At 54.9% G+C, this 21,519-nt stretch carries 14 protein-coding genes; 8 read left to right on the top strand and 6 right to left on the bottom strand.

Annotation, left to right across the window (positions count from 1 at the left end):
• The 5 genes from U0177_RS20660 to U0177_RS20680 form a co-directional block, all read left to right on the top strand.
• A partial coding sequence (locus tag U0177_RS20660; protein ID WP_409572559.1) for a RadC family protein occupies positions 1–397 on the top strand: 397 nt, incomplete at its 5' end.
• Positions 398–1,000: 603 nt separating this feature from the next.
• Positions 1,001–2,692, top strand: coding sequence for a group II intron reverse transcriptase/maturase (ltrA, locus tag U0177_RS20665; protein ID WP_409572560.1), 1,692 nt, complete (start codon positions 1,001–1,003; stop codon positions 2,690–2,692).
• 265 nt (positions 2,693–2,957) lie between these two features.
• Positions 2,958–4,166, top strand: a complete 1,209-nt coding sequence (locus U0177_RS20670) for a hypothetical protein (protein ID WP_409572561.1) — start codon at positions 2,958–2,960, stop codon at positions 4,164–4,166.
• 171 nt (positions 4,167–4,337) lie between these two features.
• Entirely contained in the window at positions 4,338–5,390 is a 1,053-nt protein-coding gene (locus U0177_RS20675) for a DNA glycosylase AlkZ-like family protein (RefSeq protein ID WP_409572562.1), read from the top strand.
• Between the two features lie 111 nt (positions 5,391–5,501).
• Entirely contained in the window at positions 5,502–6,104 is a 603-nt protein-coding gene (locus U0177_RS20680) for a hypothetical protein (protein ID WP_409572563.1), read from the top strand.
• An 81-nt stretch (positions 6,105–6,185) separates the two neighbouring features.
• On the opposite strand, the gene U0177_RS20685 is transcribed toward U0177_RS20680, so the two are convergent.
• From U0177_RS20685 to U0177_RS20705, 5 genes are all read right to left on the bottom strand, one after another.
• Positions 6,186–6,860, bottom strand: coding sequence for a plasmid pRiA4b ORF-3 family protein (locus U0177_RS20685; protein WP_409572564.1), 675 nt, complete (start codon positions 6,858–6,860; stop codon positions 6,186–6,188).
• A gap of 89 nt (positions 6,861–6,949) precedes the next feature.
• Entirely contained in the window at positions 6,950–7,387 is a 438-nt protein-coding gene (locus U0177_RS20690) for a VOC family protein (protein ID WP_409572565.1), read from the bottom strand.
• Between the two features lie 54 nt (positions 7,388–7,441).
• Complete coding sequence (locus tag U0177_RS20695) at positions 7,442–7,879, bottom strand: DUF488 family protein (protein WP_409572566.1); 438 nt, start codon at positions 7,877–7,879, stop codon at positions 7,442–7,444.
• Complete coding sequence (locus U0177_RS20700) at positions 7,876–8,520, bottom strand: YdeI/OmpD-associated family protein (protein WP_409572567.1); 645 nt, start codon at positions 8,518–8,520, stop codon at positions 7,876–7,878. The genes U0177_RS20695 and U0177_RS20700 overlap by 4 nt, the downstream gene beginning before the upstream one ends.
• A gap of 11 nt (positions 8,521–8,531) precedes the next feature.
• Positions 8,532–9,605: a tyrosine-type recombinase/integrase gene (locus tag U0177_RS20705; protein WP_409572568.1), complete on the bottom strand. Its 1,074-nt coding sequence runs from the start codon at positions 9,603–9,605 to the stop codon at positions 8,532–8,534.
• A 468-nt stretch (positions 9,606–10,073) separates the two neighbouring features.
• Between U0177_RS20705 and U0177_RS20710 the strand changes: the two genes are divergently transcribed.
• The 3 genes from U0177_RS20710 to U0177_RS20720 are packed head-to-tail and all read left to right on the top strand — an operon-like array spanning position 10,074 to position 19,648.
• Complete coding sequence (locus U0177_RS20710; protein WP_409572569.1) at positions 10,074–13,199, top strand: hypothetical protein; 3,126 nt, start codon at positions 10,074–10,076, stop codon at positions 13,197–13,199.
• 3 nt (positions 13,200–13,202) lie between these two features.
• The gene (locus tag U0177_RS20715; protein WP_409572570.1) at positions 13,203–14,207 is read left to right on the top strand and encodes a hypothetical protein; all 1,005 of its coding nucleotides are present in this window, start codon (positions 13,203–13,205) and stop codon (positions 14,205–14,207) included.
• A 14-nt stretch (positions 14,208–14,221) separates the two neighbouring features.
• Complete coding sequence (locus tag U0177_RS20720) at positions 14,222–19,648, top strand: DEAD/DEAH box helicase (RefSeq protein WP_409572571.1); 5,427 nt, start codon at positions 14,222–14,224, stop codon at positions 19,646–19,648.
• Between the two features lie 130 nt (positions 19,649–19,778).
• Here U0177_RS20720 and U0177_RS20725 read toward each other — a convergent pair whose 3' ends face one another.
• Positions 19,779–21,506 (bottom strand): NERD domain-containing protein, encoded by a 1,728-nt coding sequence (locus U0177_RS20725; RefSeq protein WP_409572572.1) that lies wholly within the window; start codon positions 21,504–21,506, stop codon positions 19,779–19,781.
• Between the last annotated feature and the right edge of the window lie 13 nt (positions 21,507–21,519).

Consider the following 21,519-nt stretch of genomic DNA (forward strand, 5'->3'; position numbering starts at 1 on the left):
CCCGGTTCAGCGCGACCAGGTCAAGAGCCCGGCCGACGCCGTCGCCTTCCTGATGGCGCGCATGGGCCTGCTCGACCAGGAGGAGCTCTGGACGATGTGCCTCAGCACCAAGAACCACGTCCTGAAGGTCCACCGGGTCTACCAGGGCAGCCTGAACTCATCGATGGTGCGCATCGGCGAGGTCTTCCGCGAGGCGATCAAGCTCAACGCGGCGGCCATCATCGTCTGCCACAACCACCCCAGCGGCGCGGTCGACGCATCCCCGGAGGATGTCCTTGTGACACGCCAGATCGTGGAGGCAGGCAAGCTCCTTGACACGGACGTGCTTGACCATATCATCCTGGGGAAGGGCAAATGGCTTTCGATGCGAGAAAGGGGATTAGTTGCGACGTGGTAAGTGGCTTGGACGATTGCTCCACACAAGGAGGTGGACGGAGCCTGGTGTTCCATCACCAGTACCCTACGCGGTAGTGCGGAAGCATGAGCAACCGTGCGAAGCCCGCGAACAACGTATCCCGCGGTCATTCGACCGGCATCAAAACCGTGAGGAGATGATGCTTCTGCCAGCGTCAGGCGGATAGGGGCTAGGGTCGGATGGTACGGTCAGCAGATGCGAACGCTCGATAAACGTCGTGACTCTCGACAAGCCAAAGACGCTGACTGGCTTGGGCCAAAATGGCACCGTGGTGCGGTACAGGGGTATCTAAGTCTCCCCTGTCATGGACAATAGCCACCACCGGCGAACAGAGCGGACCTAACCCATCCACGTTGTCCAAGATCAAACACGGTAAGCCCGTAGTCCTCCCCTCGGGGTAGGCCGCCGTAAGGCGAACCGATGGGGCTGCGGGTAAAGGAGTGCGGAGCAAGCGAACGCCGGGCTGTAATCGCTCGGATAGGGGTTGCGCCAGCAGGCAACATCACCCCACGCGAAAGCGGGCAGACTTCCGCATGGTCTCTCATCACGAGAAAGCTTGACTAACCGACCAAGGAGGCAAAGCAGATGACAGCAGCTTCCCCTGCTGGTGCAGCTTCCCACCGCGACGTGAACTGGCACCAGATCAACTGGGAGCACGTTCACGCCAATGTGCGTCGGCTCCAGGCGCGTATCGTGAAGGCTACTCAGGAGGGGCGGTGGGGCAAGGTCAAAGCTTTGCAACGCCTCCTCACCCGCTCGTTTAGCGGCAAAGCCCTTGCCGTGCGACGAGTGACCGAAAACCGGGGCAAATGCACCGCCGGGGTGGATGGGGAGACCTGGTCTACCCCGGAGCAGAAGGCAACGGCCATCGGTGCGCTGCGGCAGCACGGGTACCGCCCGCGGCCGCTCAGGCGCATCTACATCCCGAAAAGTAACGGCAAGAAACGACCCCTCGGCATCCCGACGATGCGGGACCGGGCGATGCAGGCCCTCTACCTGCTCGCCCTCGACCCCATCGCCGAGACCACGGCGGACCCAAATTCCTACGGGTTTCGCACGAGTCGCTCGACTGCGGACGCCATCGAGCAGTGCTTCACCGCACTTGCGCGAAAGGACCGCGCGCAGTGGGTGCTGGAAGGGGACATCAAGTCGTGCTTTGACCGGATCAGTCACGACTGGCTGCTAGCGCATATCCCCACGGAGCGCGCCATGCTTCAGAAATGGCTGAAGGCCGGGTTCATGGAGCGCCGCGCGTTCTACCCGACCGAGGAGGGCACACCGCAAGGCGGGATCATCTCGCCCGTGCTCGCTAACCTGACCCTGGACGGCCTAGAGCGTCTGCTCCTGGCGAACTACCCGCGCAAGAACGCGCGGAGTGGACAGGCAAAGGTCAATCTCGTGCGGTACGCAGACGACTTCATCGTAACTGGACGCTCGCGAGAGCTTCTGGAAACCGAGGTCAAGCCGCTCATTGAGCGGTTTCTGCGGGAGCGGGGGCTGGAACTCTCGCCAGAGAAGACCAGCATCACGCATATCGAACGCGGGTTCGACTTTCTGGGCCAGACGGTACGCAAGTATCAGGGCAAGCTCTTTATCTCGCCCTCCAAGAAGAATATCAAGAGCTTCTTGGCGAAGGTCCGAAAGCTGGTGAAGACCCACCCGCAACTGCCGGCCGGAAATCTGGTGTTGCTACTCAACCCGCTGCTGCGAGGGTGGGCGAACTACCACCGGCATGTAGTGAGCAAGAAAGTCTTCAGCTACGTGGACAGTGCCCTGTTCTACACGCTCTGGCGTTGGGCGAAACGGAGACATCCCAATCGAAGTCGCTGGTGGATCGCGGACAAGTACTTCCGCACTGTCGGCAACTACCGCTGGGTCTTTCACGGCGAGGTCAACGGCAAGGACTACACGCTCCGGAAAATCGGGCGTATACCAATCCAGCGACACACCAAGGTGAAAGCGGAGGCGAACCCCTATGACCCGAAGTGGGAACCCTACTTCGAGCGGCGTCTGGCGGTCAAAGTCGAGGCCACGCTGCGCGGTCGGCGGCAGATCCTCCGGCTCTGGAAGGAGCAAGACGGGCTCTGCCCGGTGTGTAAGCAACTCATCACCGAACTCACGGGGTGGCACAACCACCACATCGTGTGGAAGGTGAAGGGCGGCTTAGACCGGGACGAGAACCGCGTGCTGCTGCATCCCAACTGCCATCATCAGGTGCATAGCCAGGGGTTGTACGTTGAGAAGTCGCGTCCCACACGGGGCGAGCGAGAGGCTTGAGCCGTGTGAGGGGAAACTCTCACGCACGGTTCTGAGGGGGCGGGGTGGCGGTAACGCCACCCTGCTACCCGGCGCTTCTAAACGCCGAATCTCCACATTCGCAAGTTACGTGAGACGAACGTCACCACCTGATCAACATAAAAACGCCGCGGCAGCTCTCAGGCTGCCGCGGCGTTTTTATGTTGATCGGGGAAAACTATACCACCAGAGAGCCCGATGTTACAATGGCGTGAGTTTGAGGCAAGTCGGCTACCTGAGAACGATAATGAATGCACAGCTTTCCTTCGATGACTCGCTGGCTGATCTGCGTAGAAGAGTCCAGGAGCGTAGTATCCTGCCGCTGGACCTTAGTCGGGAACTACAGCAGGTTGCCGATCGGCACATGCCGATAACTTGCTTTAGTGACTACCATAGTGGCGGATCAGAGTGGAAGATTGCGCATGACCGTTACAATCAAGTCGCTCATCTGCTCTTTCAGGCTCGCGAACCACATCTTGCCCACCTCATACTACAGAACTGGTGGATGGCACTCGGCATAGAACAGCAGCGAACAAAGCACCGCTACCCTCTCGCAGCCCCCACGTTCTGGCTTGCACAGATATTTGCCTGGGTAGGCGACCCGGGGCTTGCATTTCGCTGGGCACTCCTCACAGCAATTCATGATATCCAAAGTGGGATGAGCGACTCGCCTGCGCTACAGATGGCGCAAGCAACATTTGGCTTTGGCGCACCGGCTGCTCGCAAGCTAGGATTCTTGGCTCATGAGTGCGCACAATCGATCGGCGAGGACTGGTCACAACCATGTGGGTTTCCCGAAGAGGTCGTGCAACGGCTGATGCGAGCGTCTGAAGGACGCGACGCATATACCGAGCAAGTTGCGCTCCATGCGACCCGACACGAATTCCCCATATCACCGGGTTATCTACGTGCCTTGATGGCACGTCTGTCCGAGGCTCAAGCCCAAGGTGCACAGATTACTCCAAAGGAAAAGGGCGATCGGTTGGAAGCCATCGCTCAACACCTCACTTCGTTGCTGCCTGGCTGTGTACCTCGGGCGAATCTTCTTAGCGCTGACAAGGCATTCGAGAGCGATATTGTTGTTGCGAACGTCTACACGCAACCGACGATCATCTCCGACCTTTTCGGCCGCTATATTCTCGTCGAGTGCAAGAATTACGCTCAACCTGTTGACGTGGCGCGCGTTGGCTACTTCTTGCACCGAATGCGAATGGTCCATGCCCCGTTCGGGATCATCTTTGCTTCCCGCAGTGTAACCGGAAGTAAGCTGACGGAGGATGAACAGGCAGCGCGATCACTCATTCGCCGTGCCTTTCACGAGGATGGTAGTATCTGTGTGGTCATTGACCAAGATGACCTGGAGCACCTTGCAGAAGGGCAGATCTCCTTCTACTGGCTACTACATAGCCGGTATGAGGAATTTCGATTTGGAACCGCGCGCGATACTTTGCCTTGAGACTGAAGCTTTTCTTTCTGAACGTCACTCCCGCCCCGGCAACAGCCGTTGGTCGCCTGACCACGCCGGTCGCTCAGGCGCGAGAATATGCTCGCCTCGGCGCCAAGTCTATCGGCCAGGAACTCCGCGGCACGCCGCATATGCTGCCGGGCAGGTGGAGAAAGGTCGCGCATGACCACCAGGCTGGATCTCACCCGTTCGCAGATCCTCGCATTCCGATGCCGTGTTGCGGCCCTCGATGAGCGGCTGCCACGCGGCCAGGACGCGTTGCGGCGTGCCGCATGGGCGGGCTTACAGGACAGCATGCCACGCGCCGCGCTGCTCTCGATCCATGCACGCATGGCCGGTGCCGAGCCCGCCAGTTGGGAGGATCCGTCGCTGGTCCAGGTCTGGGGACCCCGCTTCAGCGCCTATGTCGCCGCCCAACGCGACCTTGCGGTCTTTACGCTCGGCAGGTTGCCGGATGAAGCCGGGCCGCTCAAGCGTGCGCAGGACATCGCCGCCCGATTGGGTGCGGTGCTGGCCGGCGCACGGATGCCATTCAGTGAGGCGGCGCGCGCCATGGGTGAGAAGGACGCGAACCGGCTGCGGTACGCCGCGCCGACGGGCACGGTCGTGATGCGCTGGGATGGCGCACGCCAGCCCGAGATCTGGAATGTGCCGGCGCCGGACATGGAACCACACGAGGCGCGCCTCGAGTTAGCCCGGCGGTATCTGCACGTGTTCGGCCCCGCCACGCCTGAAGCGTTCGCGACCTGGGCTGGCATAAGGCCGGTGGGCGGCATTGCGGCCTTTGCGGCGCTCGATAGGTCGTTGACGCCCGTGCGCACGCCGCTCGGCGAGGCGTGGATCCTGAGCGAGGATGAGCCGCTGTTCAGCGCGGCGGCCCGCCCACCTGCCCCGGCCCGGCTCCTGCCGAGCGGCGATACCTGGTTCTTACTGCAAGGCGCTGACCGCGAACTCCTGGTTCCCGAGGAGCGCCAACGCCGGGCGCTGTGGACGTCGCGGGTCTGGCCTGGCGCCCTGCTCGTCGACGGTGCGATCGTTGGCACCTGGCGGCGCGCCGAGCATGTGCTCACCATCCAACTCTGGCGGCGCCTTTCAAACCCACAGCGCACTGCGGTCGAGGCGGAGGCGGGTGTATTACCGCTCCCAGGAATCAACCGACCCATGGAGATTCGCTGGGATGATGGCTATCTTGAGGGGAAGCATGATGGGCAGTGAGGCCAGATACTTCACGTTAAGCCTGAGGCATCCAGAGCGATATTGCGCACAATGTAAAGGCTCGGCGCTGGTCGTCGCCATACCTTGATTTGATTGGCGGAGGAGATTTCTATGGCTGCACGGAGCAACGCCCTTGGCGAACTCACCCGCTTCTGGCTCCAGGCGCGCCACGGCTGCCTGATCGACGAGTCCGTCGCTGTGCGGGTACCTTACGGCAACTCCGATATTGACCTTGTTGCGATGCGGCCTGATGGAATGCCCTGGCAGCTTCCTGACGGCACCCCAATCACACGGGCGATCATCGAGACGAAGGACGAACACGACTTTGACTCTGGCGGCAGGGATTTCGCGAAGCGCCTACGCGCCGATGTGGCCGCCCTCGGCGATGGGAGCTGGATCCCGAAAGCGCAAAAAGCCCACTTCTCGATGCTCCGCCAGGAGCATTTCGACAAGGCCGTGCAGATCTTCGGAAGCGACGATTTCGATCGGCTGTTCGTCGTTCACGCGCTTGAGCAAACCACCCGGAGCGAGCTTGGCCCACTCCTCGCGACGCGGCGGATCCAATGGCTCACCGTCCACGAGCTGGTCGATGATCTGCTCTCCTGGTACGGCCCCGGCAAGGGCCAGGCCGCCTTGCGGCACACCCTGGTTGGTGACCTGTGGCATCTGCTGGTCGGCTACTGCGGGATGCGACGATCTGGGGGCGCTGGCTGAGCGACACAGGCTGCCGAGGGCACGCCTGGTCCACAGAGCAGGGTGGTCAGCAGAACGCTGGATCGCCGCGTGATCGCTGGCCTACACCCCAAACGGGTCATCTCCCGCCTCAGCGTCGCCATACCAGCTGTACGCCAGCCGCCGAGCTGGGTCGCTGAAGCGCACGGCGGCCGGGTCGAAGCGGGCCGGGTTATAGCCTTTGGGCAGCCACGCGCGGAGATCCTTATCAAGGGTTTTGGTCGCCAGGCCGGCAACAATCTCGCCAAAGCTGTGGATCCCGCCGCAGTCCTCTGGTGGGCAGGCCCGTTCCCCGCCAACGCAGCGTGGGTAGGTGAGCTTGAAGTCGCGGCGCACGGCATCAACCAGCCGCACGGTATGGCGCCAGTCGTCGCCGAAATCATACTCGTAGAGCGCCGTGTCGTTGCGGAAGGTAAACATCGAAGCGACCTGGTGCGCCCAGCCCGGCGGGTCGTCACAATCCTGGCTCAGATTGTGAATACCGAAGACCCGCTCCTGCTTCGTGCGCGGGTGGGGCATCGTGAAGCGATGCAGGTGGTAGTCGAGCCAGCCCATCGCATCCTGGATGGCGACGTGGAGATCCCAGAAGGTGTAGTCGCCGGGCACCTCAATCTCGCGCCAGATCAGCGGGTCGCTCTCCTGGAGCTCGATCCGGAAGCGCAGCATGAGCGCCTGGGTCGGCATCACCATCTCGCGCCCGCTTCGGCGCAGCTGCGAGCGGCCATCGGTGGTTGTCATCGGTCTCCCATCTCTCTCTTGGTTGAGCAGCGTATTCCAGCAGGCGTTCTGTTACGTCACGTGTGCTTCTACGCCTCTGCGGGAACGCGTCACGCGAGCTGTTCGGCGAGCCCGATGAGCAGCCCTTCAGGCCCGCGGATGTAGCAGAGCCGGTACGAGTCCTCATACTGCACCACGTCGCCAACGAGCTGCGCGCCCCGCGTGCGGAGCCTGGCGAGCACCTCGTCGAGGTTGTCCACGGCGAACATGACTCGGAGGTAGCCGAGCGCGTTCACCGGGGCGTTCCGGTGATCAGCGACGACCGGTGGGGTGAGAAAGCGCGAGAGCTCGAGCCGGCTGTGGCCATCGGGCGTGACCATCATCGCGATCTCAACCTGCTGGTGGCCCAGCCCGGTGACGCGCCCGGCCCATTCACCTTCGATCGTGGCGCGCCCTTCGAGCGTCATGCCAAGCTCGGTGAAAAAAGCGATGGCGGTATCAAGGGATTCGACCACTATGCCGACGTTGTCCATGCGCCGAAGCGCCATAGCATTTCCTCCCGTTGAACGACACGTGGCTGTACTCTCAGCCAACGTGGTACATTACTCCCACCCTGGCAGTCGCAGCTGGTCGTCTGGCCGCGCCGGTCGCTCAGGCGCGAGGATATGCTCGACCTCAGCGCCAAAGCGCTCGGCCAGGAACGCCGCGGCGACGCTGCGGTGACAACGCTGCGGGTCGGCGCAGCCGCAGAGCAGCGCGATCGGGCCGCGCTCCAGTAGCGTAGCGATCGGCTGGAGCGCACGCTCCGGGTCGTTCAGCGCGACCGGGCCGCCCGTGAAAGCGTTGCGGTTGCCCAGGGCCGGCAGGTGGCGGTACGCCGCGCCTATCAGCACGGCCAGCGCATCCTTGCGCCACTGCGGCGACTTCGAGGTCGGCGCGATGCGCACATCGACCAGGGTGGCGCCCAGCGCCAGCACATGATCGCGCAGCGCGGCCGGCGCCCAGCCGGCGTAGCCAATGGTGTAGATGCGCGGCGTCATCCCAGCCCATCCTCCTCGGACGGTTCCGTCGCAGCGCGCCGTTTGCTCGGGGGCGTCAGCTCCTTGATCGTCCGCCCGGCAGCTGAGTCCGCGATCAAAGCCAACAGGCGCCGCTGGCGTGTCTCCACCTGCTTGGCGCTCATCACCCAGCGGATCGCCGCTTGGCGATACGAGGGCGGACGGGCGCTGAAAAAGGCCCAGGCTTCCTCGTTGGCCCGGACTTGTGCTTCAGACGCCGCATCAAACGTCGCTTCGTGGCGCTGCTCATAGGAGTAGACGGCCGTGCGCTCATCGCGCCGGCGCTCAAACGCCGCCAGCCCAGCGGGGCGCATCCGGCCCTCGGCTGTGAGCACCGCGACCCGCGCGACGTTGACCGCGCTCCAGTTACTGCCAGGCTTGCGCGGCGTGAAGCGGATGCGGTAGCGGTGCGCGTCGATCGTCTTCCGCAGCCCATCAATCCAGCCAAAGCAGAGCGCTTCATCGACTGACTCGGGCCAGGTGATGCTGGGCTGGCCAGAATCCTTCTTATAGTAGCCGACCCACAGCTCCCTGTCCGAGGCGTGGTGTTCCTCCAGCCAGGCCTCGAATGCTGCCGGCGTTGCGAAAAAGATCACCGCTTCGGCCTGATCATGATCTCGCATAACGTACCTGTCTACATCTGCAGCTTCACCCGCTCGTTCGCGATCTTCGCCCGCTCGACGTAGCGGCGCGGCATGGCCAGCGAGGCCCAGCCGCCGGCCTCCTGAAGCGCGAGCAGGTCGGTGCCGCCGGCGATCGCCGCCGAGGCCCACCAGTGGCGCAGGTCGTGTGGGGAGAGCTGCTTGAGCCCGATGCTCACGCCGAGCAGCTGCACGCGGGCCTGGATGGAGCGGACGCCAAGCGTGCCGTGCAGCTCCCCACCCCTGCGGCTACCGAGCAGGAGCGCCTCTTCTGCAGCAGCGCCTGCGCGGTCATGCTGGAGGTAGGCCAGGGCGGCGCGCAGCGTGGCGGCCGAGAGCAGGTGGGTCTGGGTCAGGTCAACCTTCTCGCGGTAGAAGGTCAGCGTGCCAGCGGCGAGATCCACCGACCCGACGGTGAGTGCGGCTAGCTCGCCGACGCGCAGACCGTGATCGAGGAGCAGGCAGATCAGCAGCGCGTCGCGCCGGCCCTGCGGCGTATCGCCGGGCTGCTCCTTGATCGCGCGCGCGTGGGCGAGCGAGAGCCTGACGGCCTGGGGCTTCTTCGCGCTGCGCCGGGTGGTGGCCCGATCCGCATCGAGGTTGCGTCCCTGCTTGCGCCCGTAGCCCTTCACTGCGGCGATCAGCGCCGCCTGCTCAGCGGAGAGCGCGCCGGCCTGCGCCGCGAGCCGCGTGTAGGACTTGATTGTCGCCAGGGTCCGGTTGAGTGTCGCCAGGGCGTAGCCCTCGCGCAACATCCAACGCTTGAAGCCCTCGACGAGGCCCCAGGTGAACCCGGCCCAGGCCGCCGGCTCGGCCGCCAGTGCGCCGACGGCGACACCCACATCGGCCAGATAGAGCGCGCAGCGGGCGAGGTCCTGGTCGTGCGCGCTGCGCGTGCGGGCGGCAAGCTGCCGGCGGTACTCGGCGAAGAGCGCCGACGACGCGGCGCGGTCGGCCGCTGCGGCGGCCTGGCTGAGCGCAGCCGGCATCCCCTGGCTGGGGACGAGCGCAGTCTGCGCCCCATCATCGGCGGTCGGCAGTCCCCCGAGCGCTGGCAACCCATCCATACCTGCCCTCCACGCCGTCAATACCAGAACATGTGTTGCCAGTATACACGACGGTGGGCGGGTTGAATAGACTCGTATAAGGGAAATTTATATGAGTCTATTACTACAATATCTACTCAGGCTGAGCGCGGACCCAACAGAAAGATCTGGTGCGAGGAGCCATTTCTCGACACGAGTCTCACCAACAGGATGTAAACCGGTTATTGGGTGATCACAACTCAGAAAACCGTGCTGTACTACAGAGCCTCTCGACACCTTCTACCAACCAGGGAGAGTTGTACAAGCACGGCTCTCTACGACCAGTATCCATTTACTTCTCTCCCGATCTGATTTTTCACCTGACAGTCATCTCTTGGTAGTGCTCAAGGTGTATACTTGGTGCAAGTAGCTTCGCACTGACATACGAACGCTTGTTCTCACTAAACTCTGGGTCTAGTAATCTCAAAGCTACAGTCAATCGTAACATCAATGTCACTTGCTCGCTGGATACAACGCATCTGGACTGCACTAGAAATTCGCAGTCTTGACAATCTGCCCTCACCTTGGTTTCTCTTGCCAGGTGAAGGGCAGCAAGAATTAACGGAAGATGAAGCATCCGAACTGCTAGTCGCACTTAGGAGGCGTCTATTTGATCATCCAATGCACCCAACTGTCGTGGGGATCAAGCATAATCTGGACAACTTGTCAGATGAAGAACGAATAGTACTTCTTTATGTAATGCGATATATTGCTTTAAAAGGTGCTGGACAAAATAGATATTGGCCAGTTTTTCACGAGGTGCTTCTCGATAAGAAGGTGCCGTTACAACGTTTGCAGGTTGAACTGGCTCCAATATTGACAGAACAGTGGCTTCGGATTTATGGATGCACCAAAGGTAAACTTTTCCGACCTCGCCAAGGCAAGCGCAACATCAAGTGGCCACTCTCACATGCTGGCCTGTTGATGAATCACAAACATCTTCTGCTGCAATTTCGCAAGGACATGGCAGAAAGATACAACCAGGAAGAGTTTGAATTACTCCTGGACGGCAATTATTTGGACAACTTCCTCTTCGAACTTGAGTCTTGGCTCGACTATTCTGAGCATAAATCCGAAACATTTACAGAAATACTGCTTGATGGGGAACGCGGTGCAATTACAGGAGAGTTAGCACAACAGTTTCTCGCAGGGCAGCCTATTGAGGATTTTCAAGCCATTGCAAGAAGTGACAGGGGCGAGTTTAATCGATTTACCTTGCTCTTCAACGCTTCGGAGAATCAACTAGAATTCCATTTAACTGTTCAATTGGCATTATCTTGTCGCACCCTTATTGTTCGCTGGGATAACAGCGATTTCTTAGGGCAGCCTGATGCTACAGGATCACGTCACACCTTTGTGCTTCCCATTCGAAAAAAACAGATACCCGAAAGTGGACAGCTTATCGGCTTACATGAAGTTCAACTGATAAGAGTTCCTCGCCTGACCAATGAGCCTCTTGTATTTGACGGCAACAATGGACGACGAATTCAACAATGGCAACCGGGAAATAGTTACTATATTATATTCCCACCTAAATATACAACTGAGGCGGCTCGTAAAAAGTGTGACATCTTGTTTGAATACCAGCAGTCTTGCGGCATGCTCAAAGGCGAGTGGACTAGCTACGAAGTAGTGCTAGCTCAAATCGCAAACCTATCGCCTGCACAAGGACGTTCTGTAGAAGCATTAAATAATGCGGCGGAAACACTTGATTTACCGGGCTTTGAGTTGCAATGGCAACCTCAGATATCCCTCGTTGGCGGTTACATATTTCAAATGAGTAACGCGCCGCGATATGACGCGGTTGACCCACCACTAATTCAGGTTCAAGGTGTATGGGATGATTCGCTAACAATAATTTATGAGCGATGGGAAGAGAACAGCAAGAGTTTTCGTGTGCTTGAGACCACAACGCTTCCTAGACAACAAGAGCCAAAACACTACATCTTACACCCACCCTTGCCTTCAGAAGCATTGAGGCAACGTCACCGTGTTCGCGTAGGAGATAACACTCTCGCACAATGGTACACAGAAGTAGGGATGTCAGTTGTCCATCCGCTACGACTTCAAGGTATGCTGAATGTGACTTTTGAAGGCGAGGAAATTAAGGAACCGACGTATCGACACCTCATAGAGGGTAATCTGAATATACAGGCCTGGCCATTCGCCGATTTGACCCTTTTTGGCACAAATGGGAGTCAGCAGAAGCAGCAACTCATTCACTTAGGCGACACAGGAAACGTCTCACTACCTTGGCGCGAAACAGTACTGTCCTCCCTGAGCAGTGGCAATATATCTATTAGCTTGTTATGGAATAATTTGCCCGTGAGTCCTGTGGTTAAGTGTCTTGCAGATGAGCGCATTATTCTGCCAGATGCCATTGAAGCTGCGTTCCGCCCAAACGATCCTGATATTTTGGATGTAATAGTCGAGGTGCGGCGTAAATCCCCAGTTCGACTTTTGGCTCTTGTTCTTGGCCCTCAACCATGGAATCACCAGGTTTGGTCTCAGAACATGGTGATAGGCAATGATGGAATTGCGACTGCCTCCATAACCACCAGGCAGAAGGAAGCTTGTTGGATAATAATTTGTGCTCAACGTAATGGGCAAAAGCCCGAGGCTTTAGTTGCTAAGCGTATCGCTGAGGTCAGCGTTTGCTCGACTCCATTCCTTGCTCGACCAATAGGCCCGTCATTACGACAGTGGCAGGACATTGTCAAATTCATATCGATAATTCCTTTACCGATTGACCTCTATCACCTCGTTCAAAGACAGCAATTGTATCAACTACTTGGGCGTAAGGAGTTTGAACAACTTGCCATTGCCACTTGGGAAGACATTTCAACGACAGCCAAAGTGGAAAGATTACAAAATTGGCAGCAAATGGGAGTTGATGTCCCTTTCGCCCTTTGCGAATGGGTTCCAGCAGATAGTTCACGCAATCCTTATGCAAATGTTCTTATCCCGGACGATCTGTCGTGCTTCAAGCATATGATTAATCATGCTTGTTTAACAACTGACGTTCGCGAGATCAAAGAAGGAGGACGTCATTATGCTTGGCCAGATGGAAAACTCTATATTGTTGATGATGAAGGAGAAGTAATTCTTCGTTTGCGCTCGCGGGATTTTCTGGGCGTATGTATTCAATGCCGTGTTGTGCTCCCGGGACACAGTTTCTCTTCACATCAGCACTTGTGTAAAGTCGGGGTCTTGTGCTTAAATAGCAGGGGAATACCTGACCGACGGGACATGCGAGTCTACCTTGCTGCACGGTTTGATGGTTGCGACCTGCTAGGCGCCGTCGCACGTCACCTCAAAGCGATTGTGGCAGAGAGCGCTGATGATTTACCGGATAAGATTACTTCTCTACTAGAAGACAAACTTTACAATTACTTTGAGCAGTCGGGCTTCGCGGATGAACGCACTTGGCTCTTGGGCTTGTCTCAAGCGATTGATACTCTTACATACTGTCTTTCTTCAGTGCATAACAGTAAATTGACCAATCAAGAGATTAAGAAGGTGATACTTTACCAGGACGCGCTATTATCTATCGTACATTGGATCCAGGAGGCCTAGACAGTGTCAATTGCAAGCCAGAATGAAACGACAGCGATTCAGCACAAAGCTTGGAGACTGTTTCCCAGACAACTTCTGCAAATTATCGCTGCACATCCAGGAAGTCGAGAACATCAACTCCTAACCTGGATGCATAACTGGCTGCCTCTTTCCCCAGATATTGACAAAGTCAGATCATGGGTTAATGTATCACTTGATTGGTTCTTGAGCCAGGGCCACATTCAGCGTGAACCAGGTGGCCGAATTAATTGTGTGCCTGCATACGCTTTTGGTAGTACTGGAAATCAGGAAGTACTTGTGCGTCTCTATGGTCACCCATCCACAGAGTTAGTTTGTCGACAGTATAATATTGATGTTTTGCATACATTAGTGCAACCATCGAAATTCGATCCTGCCTCAGGAGTAGAGCGCACCTTGCGTATAACACTCAGCCAACGTGACTTGCTGAGTAAGGCTGGGTTGCGCTTTATTGGCGCCCAGGAGCTAGAGGAATTACTGCCCCATATCAACACTTTGTACGAACCCGATCTACCGCAAAACCAGCCGACGCTTTCTTATGGAATGTTTCACATATATGACCCTAGTGCCAAAAATGGCAATAACTGGCGACCGTGGAACATTGGAAATGCCACAGCATCGCCGCTGGTCAGATGGACTTCTGATGGTGCCCAACAGCAAAACAGGAATGAGCGATATCTGTATTGCCTCTACAACACGCAGTTCGTACCATTAACCTATCAAGAAGCCTTGCTCTGGCGGTTTAGGCTCGATGCAGACTACCAGTCACGAGTTATATACTGGCAAGCTCAAGAAGGCTATATCTGGCTTCCATTGGGCTTGCCTTCTATATTTTGGCAATGGCTCAAGCTCATTGCACCTACTCCTCCTGAAAAAATCCACAACAGAATGCGACTGCAAGTAGAGCACGCCATGACACCTACAATACGTCGTGTGCTTACAGATCGACTCGGGCTTCAGTGGGCCGAAGGGTTGCCGGTTACCAGCTAAATCACTAGGAGGCGATGATGATACATAGTCCATTCTTCGTGGAGTCCGAGCTCCGTGAAGCACTCTGCAGTTATCTGGAAACTGCCTATCGAATAGCGAACCCAGCGATCATCCAAGAGCGAGCCGCTCTCTTGCGTGCCCCTAGTGTAATAAGCCAACAGCCCTTCATTGAAACCACGCCGCGATTCGTTGAGGGGGTGCTAATAAATGCTCTCCGGCATCCTTCAATACCTTCTGAATTGGCTGAACTTGCCAACCGAGGGTTGTTAAATCCAAAATACCCGCTATATAAGCACCAACAGGATGCTCTTGAGCTAGCCTGGGATGAAAATGGCAATCCTCAACATCTAATTGTTGCCACTGGTACTGGTTCGGGAAAGACTGAAACCTTTTATCTGCCAATTTTCGCTGACATCCTCCGCGAGGCATTGAGAACTCCTTGGCCACATACGCAAGGTAATGCAAAGCGTGGTATATGGGTCAAGAGTGGCAGTTCGGGCGAGTGGCAGCACAGCCGACAACACGAACGCCGGACAGCAGCCATGCGGTCACTGATTCTATATCCTATGAATGCGCTCGTTAATGATCAGCTTAGCCGACTTCGCAAAGCATTAACTGGAGAGGCAGCGCAAGACTGGCAGTTGAAAAACCTGAATGGCAATCTAATCACCTTTGGCCGATACACTAGCCAGACGCCTATTCCAGGTAGCCCAGAGCACGGTAAAAGACGCGCCAATTGGGAAAAAGATTACGACCTTATTGAGCAGAACTGGCAAGCTATTGGTCCTAAGCTCCGACCGACGGGAGGATGGCCACGACCTGACAGCGCGGAAATGCTATGCCGGTGGGATATGCAGCAGGCTCCCCCTGACATTGTTGTTACCAACTATTCGATGCTTGAATACATGCTTGTCCGTCCAATAGAAGCCGAGATATTTTCGCGAACTAGAGATTGGCTTGCAGCTGATCGCACAAATCATCGCTTTACACTTGTGCTAGATGAGGCTCACACATATAGCGGGGCAAGAGGGGCTGAAGTAGCATATCTCATTCGTCGTCTTTTCGAGCGGCTAGAGCTTACACCAGACCAAGTACGTTGCATTGCTACTAGCGCTAGTTTGGGCAACACCCCAGAAGAATTGGCAAAGGTTCGGCAATTCGCCTCTAACCTATTTGGTCAGCCGATGGAGCGCTTTCACGTCGTGACGGCAACGACGGAGCAAGTCTCCACAGATTTGCCTTCGCCAACTAGCAATGAACTAACGTCGTTTATGACCTTTCAATCTTCTATCGAAAAGAACGACATAACGGAAGAGGCGAATCTTGCATCATCTGTCGCATCATTACTCCAGGATTTGCGTATTCCAGTAAAAAAACTCGATCCAACAGAGCAACTTTATCACGCACTGCTAAAGCATCCGAGACTACTAGATGCTCGTCGACTAACTGCTCGAAAAGCCGTTGCCCTTGATATATTGGCGCAACAACTTTGGGGGAATGTCAGTTCTTCTCTAGATGCCGAAGCAGCTACATCTGGGCTACTTGTTGCTGGAGTTCTCGCTAAACCGGATACAACGGATGATGCTCAACCACTCCTTCCGAGTCGTGTTCATTTGATGTACCGTGGATTGCCGGGCATTTGGGCCTGCTTAAACCCAGAATGTGATCAGGTAGATGCACAATTTCGTCACTCAAATAGACCCTGCGGCAAACTATACTCAGAACCTGCAATTTGGTGCAAGTGTGGAGCTCGTGTTCTCGAGCTACTATCCTGCAGAATTTGCGGCTTACTTTTCCTTGGGGGATTACCAGAAGAACAGGCACAGCAGCAACTCTGGCCTTATCCGGGTGATGATCTAGAGTTCCCTTTTCGCAACTATGAAGCATATCAGGTAATCGCACTAGAAAAGCCAAACCCGGATAGTGAAAGCGAGGAAGCTTGGATTGCTGGTCACAGGTCAATCTATACAAGTGGTATCTGTTCTGCGACAGATATCGGTGCACGAGTCGTGTGGGAACAGCCACCACAGCCGCAGCAGTCACAAAAATTACAATCAACTAAGTCTACAGAGATAAAACGAGCTCCCCATAGCTGCCCAAGGTGTAATGCATCTGCTGGCGGGGGGCGTAATCCAGTTGAGCCTTTCCACACAGCAACCCCTCCTTCTTTTGCCGTATTAATGGAGCAAGCATTCCGCACACAACCACCAAGGGAAAAGAAAGCTATATCAGCGATAGCCGTTGAGCAGCCCCAAAAAGAGTCTCGATTTAAGTTACTTGGTGCAAAGAAGACGACCCAGAAAGAGATCGGCAATCCAAGCCGTGGGCGAAAAGCCTTGGCATTTTCTGATGGACGACAAGAAGCGGCACGCCTTGTTGGCCATCTAAATTTCCAGCGCACCCGCGACTTGTTTAGGCAGATACTGATGCTGTTACTTGATGATCAGCAACAGCAAAGCCTAAATGTGCCGTATCCAGCCTCCGATATTATCAACCGGATGATTGACTACTGTGCACAACGCGGCATTGACCCTACCTTAGAAGAAGAAGAAGGTTTCTGGAATAACTACTCCGAGAATAAGCAGGAAGGATATCGGATCGCTCATCCGATTCTACAAGACTACCTTCGGAGGGAAGTAACAGATCGCCGTATTAGTGTCGAGGCACTAGGCTTAGCACGCTGGCTCCCAGTAGACGCTGATGGAAGGAATTTACTTGCTCATTTTGAAGAACATGGAGTTTCACTAACGGGATTCACGATTACAGAAACTATCGCATTAACTGCTTCAGTAATGCGAATTCTGCTTGGGGAAAATATCGTGTTACCCATAGGTGGAGATCCTCGTGACTGGCATCCCGATCTTGTAGAAGATTGGCAAAAACGGACTGTCGTCAATAGCAAGGCATTAAAGAGCGATACGGCACTTTTTTGGAATGCCGATCTAAAAAGAGGTAATCGGCTAACTCGTTATCTTGGAGCAGTTGTCAACCGACCATCACCGCGAGGAACAGTAGTGTTGGCGAGACTCATGGATGAATTATGGGAAGCATTGACGGAGCTTGAAATCCTAGTAACGCCTCAAGGTGTTGCTCAGCCAGGTCGCGCTATATCTCTGGGAAGGTTAGGACTGCTCCCTTTACAGAATGAAGTCGCAGTTTGTCAGTCCTGCGGTTATATTAGTGCCGAAAGCGTACGAGGAGTCTGTCTGCGTTGCCAAAATCAAACAAGGCAACAGAACCTAGACCTACTTTTTGAGCAGCAGAGTAACTACTATCGTAAGCTCGTAAGTTATGCTCGCGATAAAAAGAACGATTTTGGCGACCCATTTCCTCTGCGGGTGCTAGAACACACAGCACAAATTAGCCGCGAGAACGCCGCTACTCGCGAGCGTCACTTTAAGGATCAGTTTATCCCACTTCGCGACGAAAAGGGAAACCTAAACGACAAGGGAGAACGCCCACAGGCTCACCGTGTTGATATGCTCAGTGTTACAACTACAATGGAAATGGGAATAGACATCGGCGACTTAACAGTCGTGGGCTTGCACAATATGCCCCCTACTGTTGCAAATTATCAACAGCGCGCAGGGCGAGCAGGTCGGCGCAGTGATGGTGTCGCACTAGTAATGACCTACGCACAGGAAAGAAGCCATGATCAGTACTATTTTGGGAATGTAGCACAAATTGTCAGTGGACCAGTACGCCTACCTATCATTCCTCTTGACAATAAGGTTATCGCGCGCCGCCACATTCAAGCACTTACACTACAACGATTCTTCCATCAGTTTGGGCAAGATTTACAATCAAACAATCTTCTGGGAGCATTTGGTACAGTCGGAGATGCAAAAGCAGTACCCGATGGAGCCCTTGCTCGTCTCCGTTCTGTGTTGACCGACTCGACTTTCGTTGAGCCAATCATCGAGGTTGCTTACAAGATCCTCGATCATAACGCGTCAACAGAAGAAATTCGTACCTGGCTAGCAGAACTGCCAGACCACATGGAAGAGGACATTTCAGACAAGCGAGACGATGAAGAGTTGCTAGAGATCATGATCAACTCGGGCCTGTTGCCACGCTATGCTTTTCCTGTTGATGTTGTAACACTTCATCGTAGTAAACCAGCGAAGTACCAAATTGAAGATGAGGTAAGCCGGGATCTCCAGATTGCATTGTCAGAATTTGCACCCGGTGCAGAACTTGTAGTGGATGGAAAAGAATATCAAGTCGTTGGGATCTATGATAGGTTTAAGGGTGGACCATATGAACCTACTGGTCAGTTTTATGCCTGTCCAGAATGTCGTGCAGTTGAATATAAGCCGTTAAACTCTCAGGGACAGTCTGCTCAACCTTGGTCTCCGCGATGCTTGTCCTGTGGAGCCCCTCACGACGCCCGACGTGTTGCGTATGCTATACGACCTCCCGGTTTTCGTACCAACTGGCGAGCGCAGGAGAAAAAGTATCGTGGTGGAAAGCAAGAGCGAGCAGGATATGCTTCGATTGCTCAGCTCGAAATCGGGGAAAGCGTCGACACTGGCGATCTTGGATTCCATGATCGCCTATGGGTTGCTGTACATGAGTCCAGCAATCTGTACAGTATTAATCGCGGCCCAGACAAGCAGGAAATAGGTTTTTGGATCTGCCCAACATGTGGTCGAGGGCTCCAAGCACAACGTGAGAGACACAACTCGCCAGAAGGTTCTTTCTGCCGTGGTGAACCTAAGCAGCGAGCTGTACTCCTACACAGTATTCGTACCGATGTTGCCCTGCTCGGTCTAAACTTGCCAACTGGTTACGCAGGCGATCCTCGAACTAGTGCTGGGCGGGCAGTCTGGCTGTCATTGGGTGCAGCTCTGCTGCGTGCGGCCGCAGCAGAGCTGCAAATCGATCCTTCTGAGCTAGCTATGGGTATGCGACCTTGGCAACTATCAACGGGCGCGGGGTTGACCGGAGAAGTCTATCTATATGACACTTTACCTAATGGTGCAGGATACGCACGGGCTATTGCGGATGAGCCAACACTCCGAGCAGTTCTTATTAGAGCACTAGAAATATGCACAAGTTGCACTTGTAGTGGGGCATGTTATAGTTGCCTCCTCGACTACACAAATCAGAGAATTCATCCACTTCTAGATCGTCGTTTGGCTGCCGATGCTCTGCGATTTATTCTAAATGGCGAACTGCCAGCTCTGTCCACGGAGGATATGGAGCAAGCGCTAAAACGGCTGGAGAGTTTCGCTATTCCTGGTTCAAGTTTTCAGCTAGTAGCGCCAGGTAAAGCTCAAGTTGCATTATACGGAAGGAGTATAACTGTCGAGCCACGGCACCCCCTCAGCCAACAAGTAAGTGTGAGTGGAATGGCCTTCCCTTCCATTTTCGATCTAGAGCGCCGCCCATTTTGGGTGTGGACCAAGCTCTTACAAAACAGCCTTGATGAACTATAGCCACTTGCTCGACTAGCCTAGGCTCTGTACGCCAACCTGTTTTTGACAGGTAGTGTCGATATTACAAATAGCATAAACAGGCTAAGTGTTGCCGCTACACCTCGGGCTGTAAGGGGTTGGCGTACAGAGCCTAGCCTTCAAAGGCTTTTCGCACACCGCGGGGCGTGTTCTGAGGCAACAGTATAATTAGGTGGCTAACTGCTCTTGATGTACCAACATAGAGTATTGTCTCCAAATCTTCTGCACCTTCGATCTCGTCATCGATATTCTCTAGCTTGCCGAGGCCTGCAAGGATAACGACCGGGCTCTCCAAACCCTTAAAGCTGTGTATCGTACAGCAAAGTATCTGTTTATTGCCCCGAGGCGTCTCTCTTAAGACAGCCCCACCAATCGTCTTGTTAAGCCAATTTAGACGTTGAGGCTTATACCTTGTCAATACAACAATTTGGCGTGGTTGCACCTTTCCTTCTTGTATCAGTTGCTCAATAGCATTAGATAGCAGTTGTTCCTCCGCCTCCGGCGACTTATAGGTGTAAACTTCAACCTTCTCACCAGCAGGGCCTTGAGCAGAAATGAACCGGGCATCAGGATTTATGTAGAAATTTTTGACGACGTTGTGGATGGTTTGAGTGTTCCGGCAATTTATATCTAGACAATCAGTTTCTACCTGTAGTGGAAGTTTTTCCAGGCTAGTGAAGAGTCGCTGATTGTCATCATAGAAAATATAAAATATGGGATTATCAACAAGAAGCGCCTCTAGTGGAACCCACCAATTCGGCAGAAAGTCCTGGCCTTCATCAACTATCAGGGCATCGTATCGTCTTGTGGGGAGTTTATCAAGTGCGGTGAATAGTTGATCCGGGAGAAAGTCATCAAAATACTCCCCATCTGTCATGCTTTGCGGTCTCTCTGTGGAGATACCAGCCTCTTTAGCAAGCATACTGCAGAGAGTGTGGAAATTTGCCACTGTAACATTAGGCGATTGTGCAAATTCCACACGGAGCGAATCAGCTAAGCGTGAGTTATAGCATGTAAGTAACACTCGCATTCCTTCGCCGTGAGCAAGACGTTTTGCCTTCTCGACAGCAAGTGCAGTCTTACCACTCCCAGCACAACCTGTAATTAGAGCCTTTCGTCTACGACGCAACTGGTTAAGGACATTGTATTGCTGTTTTGTAAGTGTTAGGATTTGCGCTTGGTCATTCCCTATTCTCGAGGCAAGCAACGACTTCATTTCTAAGGAGGGGGCGATTAGAGAAACAAGGAGGGCTACTCCATCATCACCAAGCGGACTTAAAGTGTGATCTCCACGCCAGCTGCGGAATACGCCATTGATACGTTCAGCCAAACCTCCCATATCCCGCCCATCAAGCAACATATCTTTATCTATTTTCGCGGGCAAGGGGGAAATGTCAACCAAGACATCTGGAAATAGAACGGCATGTCCGAAAGCAAATCTCCTGTGCTCCCAACCAGGAATTTCTGCTATCTTTTTTACTAGTGCAAACTTACTGCGCTTTGCTTGCTCAAAAGGATCGCGCTTTAATAAGTGTTCTGAGCCATAGAAATCTTTAGAGAACCAGACCCCTTGCCCAGATCTCCCGATTTGCTTGGAGTCATAACGAATGGTTCCGCCTTTTACTTCTAACACCAGGACGCCTAATTTAGAGTGCGCGATTACAAAATCAGCCTCGCCATCGCTCAACTCATTACGATCCCCCTTGCCAAGCCAAGCAGCACTGTGAAAGACTGAGAAGCTGTCATCTAGCTGATCGCGGAGAGCACCGAATACACGGTGTTCCGACAGTGGAATATCTTTGTTATCTATCTCAAGCCTAGAGGGGTACATTCTTGCCATATATGCTCTCCGC

This window comes from Kouleothrix sp. (assembly GCF_046328425.1).
Lineage (GTDB): Bacteria > Chloroflexota > Chloroflexia > Chloroflexales > Roseiflexaceae > Kouleothrix.